Source organism: Thiorhodococcus mannitoliphagus (genome assembly GCF_010915725.1).
Lineage (GTDB): Bacteria > Pseudomonadota > Gammaproteobacteria > Chromatiales > Chromatiaceae > Thiorhodococcus > Thiorhodococcus mannitoliphagus.
The window spans coordinates 1-6,003 of sequence record NZ_JAAIJR010000206.1; the positions used below are offsets into that span (position 1 = coordinate 1).

The following is a 6,003-nucleotide window of genomic DNA, read 5'->3' on the forward strand; positions in this document are numbered from 1 at the left end:
GTAACCGAGGGCATGAGGTTACATTCTAAGCGCCACGCCGCCGCATGGACTTTCTCCGCGCAGCGGCTTCGTCCAACTGAGGGTTAGGCATGACCGTCCGTTGCTGGACATCGCAGTGGCGCGCGAGGCTGATGAGATCCTCGTGGCGGTCAAGGATAGACGTGGATCGTTGCCGATGGAGCAGTTTCTCGATTGCAGGATGGCGGGGATTTCCATTCTCGAGCCGCAGTCTTTCTTCGAGCGCGAATTAGGCCTGGTCAAGTTGGATTTTCTAACGCCGAGTTGGCTTGTGCATGCCGATGGTTTTAGGCAGGGAACCCTAACGCTTGCCATCAAGCGCTTCATGGACGTCTCTGTGGCCTTGATTTTCCTCTTGCTCTTAGCCCCGATCATGTTGCTGACGGTGCTGGCCATCGCGGTGGAGAGTCGCTTTCGTCATCCGGTTTTCTATCGTCAGACGCGCGTCGGAGTCAATGGGATTGCATTCAAGGTCTTGAAATTCCGCAGTATGCGCGTGGATGCGGAGGCCGACGGCAAGGCGCGCTGGGCCACCAAGGGAGATCCGCGCATCACCCGTGTCGGCGCCTTTATCCGCAAGGCGCGGATCGACGAATTGCCGCAGATCCTAAACGTCTTGAAGGGGGAGATGAGCTTCGTCGGACCGCGTCCCGAGCGGCCAGAATTCGTCGAGGAACTGGCTCGGAAGAATCTGTTTTATGCCGCGCGTAGCCGCATCAAGCCAGGTGTCACGGGCTGGGCTCAGCTTCGCTATCCCTACGGCAGCAGCGAGGAAGACGCCCTGCGAAAGCTCGAATACGACCTCTACTACCTCAAGAATCACAGCACCTTCCTGGATTTTCTGATACTGCTTCAGACCGTCGAGGTGGTGTTGTTCGGCAAGGGGGCGATTTGAGTCATGGGCGAACTCCGGAAATGACCTTACCCAAAAGGCGCGGGTCAGTAGGATGGGCAAAGTCCGCACTCGGGGCTTGAGCGTCACCTCGGCGCTGGACGGACGTGCCCATCCAGCAAAGCGCTGAGCTGGGATAATGGGCACGCCCCTCGACCCTCGGCACTCTGAAAGAAGCACATCGCCAGGGCTTTGCCTATACTACGGGATCGGAACTGCGGGTCTGTTGGTTCCCGGAAATCACCTGAGGTTTTTGGGTTCTGTCTCTCCCGCCGCCGTGCAAGAGACTGGGCGCTAGGCGTTTTCGAACCCTTGCCGGAGGCCCTTGATCATTCCTCGGGTGTCCGGATTTTTTCCAACGCCATTTCGCAGGTCTCCTGGTCGAGACCGAGACGCGCGATCAGTGGCGAGCGCGCTGCTTTCTCGATTGCGCAGGCGCCAAGCCTCCAGGGTGTCTCGTCGAGCAAGCTGTCGGCCAGGCAGGTCAGCAGGACGAGGGGGGCGTGCTCGCCTTCGTACCCCGGATTGTGATGATGGCGGACTACGGCACGCAGGGCCGGGGGCATCTCCCAGACCTCGAACAGCCACTGGCCGAGTTGAGTGTGCTCAAGACCAAGCCCGAAACGGTCGATGACCGGGTGGGTCAGGCTCCCATTCTGCTCGATCAAGTGGTTGAGGAAACGAAACGAATCAGGCAGCAGGTGACCGAGTAACAGATAGCCGATGTTCTGCGTTAGGCCGGCGAGTGGGATCTGCTCAGAGGGCGTTTGCGCGCCGGCTGGAAGATGCTTGGCGAGTTCAGTCATCAGCAGCCCGCACTGCAGGCCATGCCGCCAAACGCGATCACGACCGATGCTGCCCTGGTTGGGTGTCTTGAGTGGGCGCAAGGCGGCGAGGGCGAGCGCAAGGGCAAGGGCTGTGCTGAAACCCAGGGAGCGCACGATGGCATCGCGGACGCTTTCCGCAGGTATGCGCAGCCCATAGTAGGCCGAGTTGGCCCAGCGCAGCATCTGGCCGGTGAGCAGCGGGTCCAGTTCCACGATGGCGGCGAGGCCCACAGCGCTGGCGTTGGGATCGTCGCGAAAACGTAGCAGGCGAGCTGTGATCTCAGGCAGGGGAGGCAGGTCGTCATGCGCGCGGATGAGGTCGCGGATGTCGCCGGGCGGAAGCTGAGCGCCCAGGCGCGTGGTTGCATTGTTCAGATTCCACTGCGCCAGGCGTGGGGTGAGACTGATTGTCGTCGACTCGCTAATCATTTTGCGTCGATTCGCCAGGGCTGTTCAGCCGGTAACGCTTGAGCTTACGGTAGAGCGTCCGCTCGCTGATAGACAGCCGCTCCGCAACTTCCTTGCGGCGGCCACGGTGTTCGCGCAGCAGATCCAGGATGTAACTGGCCTCCACGGACTCGATGGGGGTGAGTGTTTCGACAAGATTCGGATCCATGCGTTGGTGCCCGGCGGTGGGACAGTTGGCTATGCGTGACGCTCCAAGCTCGGGCAGGCGGATCGTTTCAGCCGTGATCTCCTGGTCCTGGCTCATGGCAGCGCTCAGGTGGATGATGTTACGCAACTCTCGAATATTCCCAGGATAGTCGTACTGGAGTAGCTTGCGCAACGCCTCCTTGCGGATGCGATAGCGCGCGCCCGAGGTTGCTGAGATCTCTAGCAACATATTCTCCACCAGTTCAGGAATGTCCTCACGGCGAACGCGCAGGGGGGGGATCGTGATGGGAAAGACGGCGATGCGGTAAAAGAGATCTTCGCGGAACTGTCCGCGTTGCACCAAGGCCCCGAGATCTCGATGGCTGGCGCTGACGACGCGCACGTTGGTGCGCCGGGTCTTGGTCGCACCAACCGGCCGGAAGTGACCGGTTTCCAGGGCGCGGAGCAACTTCGGCTGCTGCGAGAGCGGCAGATCGCCGATCTCGTCCAAGAACAAGGTGCCTTTGTCCGCAAGTTCGAGTAGACCGATCTTGTTGCCTGCGGCGCCGGTAAAGGCACCCTTGACGTGTCCGAAGAGTTCGCTTTCGACCAGATCCTCGCTCAGGACGGTGCAGTCGACGATGACGAAGGGCCCGGCGGCGCGCGGCGAATGCCGATGGATGTACTCGGCGGCGAGTTCCTTGCCTGCCCCTGTTTCGCCGTGGAGTAGAACCGAAACCTCGGTCGCGGCTGATTGTGCGAGCGCCTTCTTGAAGGTCTGGGTTGTGGCCGACGAGCCGACGATGACCGACTTGCTGGGCGGCGGCTTGAGCAGGCGCAGTGATTCGCCGAGGTAGATCCGGCTTTCCTCGTCCAGTACCGGGAATCCCTGAATCTGGGTGCGGCAAGCCTCGCCATTAGGGAGTATGAGCGTCTGGGTTTCGCTGTAGGGCTCAAGGTCACGGAAAAACCGCCGATGTCGGCAATCCGTTTGGGGTGCGAAGTCGAGTCGACAGCAGAGGCAATCGGACAAATCCGCGCTCCGAAGACCGAAGGATGCCTCCAGCGCGCGATTGACGAGGCGGATCCGGAAGTCCGCGTCGACGATGAGGAAAGGATGGCGTTGCGCGCGCGATAGACTGGAGAGTAGCGGTGTCTGCGGCATTACAGGGGCTGTTGGGCGAACGATGCCAGGGGCAACTGAAGGATGGTATGCCATTTACAGCCAGCACTCTACCCGCGCGAGATAACGCTTCGCCTCTTTCAGGAGATCGGGCGACGCCTTTGGCGAGTCGGCAAGCGTGGGTTGGATGCCGTTGCGTGTCATAAAGGGCAGTGAAATGCCGTTGGGAATGGCCATGCCGATATCCCGCGCGAGTTGCCCGGTCTGCTGATAGACGCGTTTGGTGTCAATCGCGGCAAAGACGACGCCAATGACACGACCTGATGCGTCGAGCACTGGGCCGCCGCTGTTGCCGGGACGGACTGCCACCTTCAATGGCAATGGACGTGCGGCCGTCGGTCTGGATCCAGTGTCGGGCAGGGTGCCCTTGGTCAGGATCGGGGTCTGCTGCGGGGAACCCTGACTGGGGTAGCCGATAATCGCCACCTCTCCGGACACGCGATGATCCGCAGGCGCAAAGACGGCGTGCCGTCTCGACCGCAGGTTCGTCTTCAGCAGGGCCAGGTCGAGTGCGAGGCTGATCTCTTCCAGGCGGGCCGGACTGGACTTCTGCCCAGGGGGCGATACGGTGATGGTCGAACAGCCCTTCACGATATGGGCGTTCGTAAGAATCGTCCCCTTGTCGTCGACGAAGAAGCCCGCGCCGACCCCGGCCATCCGCTTGCCCAGAACGCTGGGGCTGACGTTCACGCCCAGAGATTCCTTAACATAGTCCTGTCGCCGTTGACGGATCGAGGCCGCCTCCGCGTCGCTCACAACCCGGCCTTCGCAGGCATCCGGACGGGTCCGCGTGACCAGGCCGCGGTTCTTTTCGTGGCAGTTGATGAGTCTTCCCGCACCCGCTGCAGATCCAGTGGTCGCGGCGAACAGCGCCCAGCCCAACAGCAATGAGAGGCCGACAAAGGAGTTGAGCAATCGCATGGCGGCTGAATCCTCCTGAGGATATCGGAGCTGCTCGCAGGGCGGTGGGCACATCAGTCCAGCGTCTCGAGCCAGAGCGGTTAGCCTAGATGTGATCTCATTTCGAGTGAAGTCTGATTGCACTCTATCATGTGTCCGAGTTCGTCACCCGTGTCAGATTGGGTGCGACCAGAACTGATGCGCGCCGGCCAACCATTGTAAGAAAGCGTCCATCAACAACTTCCCCCCTTTCGCAAAGGGGGGTAGGGGGGATTTCGGGTGGCATCGCTCGCATCGGGAACAATTGCTGGCCACTTTCTAAGCTGGGCCGACGTTAGGAGGCCCAACAGGTACCCTTTCTTTGGGCATCGTCCTTCGGCCCTAGCTACGCCAGGCATCAGTTGCGGGCAGCCGAGGCACTCAGGAGTGGTGAGTCGGGTTTCGCTGCCACCGGGTTGTAAAGAATGATGACAGTTACGCCGGGGGCTTGGACGTCAGTCGGGCCAGAGAGAATCGTCCGCTATCTGGGATAAGGAAAAGGGTGGCCTCGATCATCGTCTGATCCACCCGCGCGGTCGGTGGAAGCGGCCGGTGGGAGCGGCGCCCCGCCGCGACGGGCGCGCGATCGAAGTGTCAGGAAAGATTACAGGTTCACAGGCTTGGGTCGAGCGTCGTGAAGCCCATCCACTGCGACCGTCAAGGATTGATCTGCAGCATCGGTCATCGGGTCGCCACAGCCTAGGCGGCCTTTCGTCTTTCCAGGACGTTGTCCAAGGCTCACTCCAGAGGATTCGGTCTGCATGTTTGCTGAAACCTCCTGTTTCGAGCTTTTTGGCGTCGTCACGGGTCTAGGTGACACGATAGTTACCTCTTGGAGTCGGCGAAGCGGCGTCAGGATTTTTTACGCTTTGGTATAGCATTGAATCTCAAGTAGAAGTCGCGCACAGCTTCTCCAGTTCGCGCGTCAGAGGATAGGCTGGCCCGATTCTAATGCGATCGACCATGAGCGCTTGATTTCAACACTCAGGCTTTTCTGGTCCGGTTTCACGCTAAGCTGCCGTCAACCCTGAGCCACAAAGGATAGCCTCATGTCATCCGCTGTCGCCCTCTATGAAGCTTTGGCTAGGGTCCCGGACGAACGCGCCCGGGCCAAGGTCATTGCCGAGGCTTTCGAGCAACTCGAAGAGCGTTATCCGAATCTCTCGGAGCTGGCGACCCAGGGTCATGTGCGCGAGGCCGAATTGCGCCTGCAACGTGAGATCGAACAGGTACGCGCTGAGTTGAAGATCGAGATTGCACAATTACGTAAGGATCTGACGACCCAGATCGAACGCATCAAATCCGACTTGCTGCGCTGGTTGTTGCCCGTGATGCTCGTTCAGGTCGCCGCCATCGCCGCCATGGTGAAACTCTTGTGATGTCCAGGTCTGGCGACCTAAACCGCGCCCAGAGCGGGATGCGTAACTTTCTGTGGTCGCCTGAAACCCGTGCCGCGCACACGGTTCGCAGGCGCCTTCACCGAATTACCGGAGTGATTTGTGTATGCTTGAGCTGGATCTCGTGAAATGGAGCCAAACCCCAGAGGATCT

General features: G+C 60.4%; 5 protein-coding genes. 2 read left to right on the forward strand and 3 right to left on the reverse strand.

What is annotated here, in order from left to right; genetic code table 11:
• Positions 1–76 precede the first annotated feature (76 nt).
• Positions 77–913, forward strand: coding sequence for a TIGR03013 family XrtA/PEP-CTERM system glycosyltransferase (locus G3480_RS24655; RefSeq protein ID WP_206171880.1), 837 nt, complete (start codon positions 77–79; stop codon positions 911–913).
• 326 nt (positions 914–1,239) lie between these two features.
• Here G3480_RS24655 and G3480_RS24660 read toward each other — a convergent pair whose 3' ends face one another.
• Genes G3480_RS24660 through G3480_RS24670 form a run of 3 tightly spaced genes read right to left on the reverse strand, consistent with a single transcriptional unit; the run spans position 1,240 to position 4,435 of the window.
• The gene (locus tag G3480_RS24660) at positions 1,240–2,166 is read right to left on the reverse strand and encodes an HDOD domain-containing protein (RefSeq protein ID WP_164656879.1); all 927 of its coding nucleotides are present in this window, start codon (positions 2,164–2,166) and stop codon (positions 1,240–1,242) included.
• Entirely contained in the window at positions 2,159–3,496 is a 1,338-nt protein-coding gene (locus G3480_RS24665) for a sigma-54 interaction domain-containing protein (RefSeq protein ID WP_164656880.1), read from the reverse strand. Before G3480_RS24665 ends, G3480_RS24660 begins: the two co-directional genes overlap by 8 nt.
• A gap of 54 nt (positions 3,497–3,550) precedes the next feature.
• The gene (locus G3480_RS24670) at positions 3,551–4,435 is read right to left on the reverse strand and encodes a S1C family serine protease (protein ID WP_164656881.1); all 885 of its coding nucleotides are present in this window, start codon (positions 4,433–4,435) and stop codon (positions 3,551–3,553) included.
• Positions 4,436–5,502: 1,067 nt separating this feature from the next.
• Between G3480_RS24670 and G3480_RS24675 the strand changes: the two genes are divergently transcribed.
• On the forward strand, positions 5,503–5,832 hold the full coding sequence (locus G3480_RS24675) for a CCDC90 family protein (RefSeq protein WP_164656882.1): 330 nt from the start codon (positions 5,503–5,505) through the stop codon (positions 5,830–5,832).
• Positions 5,833–6,003: the final 171 nt, after the last annotated feature.

Excerpts from the sequence above, each read along its gene's own strand:
- G3480_RS24660 (WP_164656879.1), bottom strand. The coding sequence starts at position 2,166 with ATGATTAGCGAGTCGACGACAATCAGTCTCACCCCACGCCTGGCGCAG.
- G3480_RS24675 (WP_164656882.1), top strand. The coding sequence starts at position 5,503 with ATGTCATCCGCTGTCGCCCTCTATGAAGCTTTGGCTAGGGTCCCGGAC.
- G3480_RS24665 (WP_164656880.1), bottom strand. The coding sequence starts at position 3,496 with ATGCCGCAGACACCGCTACTCTCCAGTCTATCGCGCGCGCAACGCCAT.
- G3480_RS24670 (WP_164656881.1), bottom strand. The coding sequence starts at position 4,435 with ATGCGATTGCTCAACTCCTTTGTCGGCCTCTCATTGCTGTTGGGCTGG.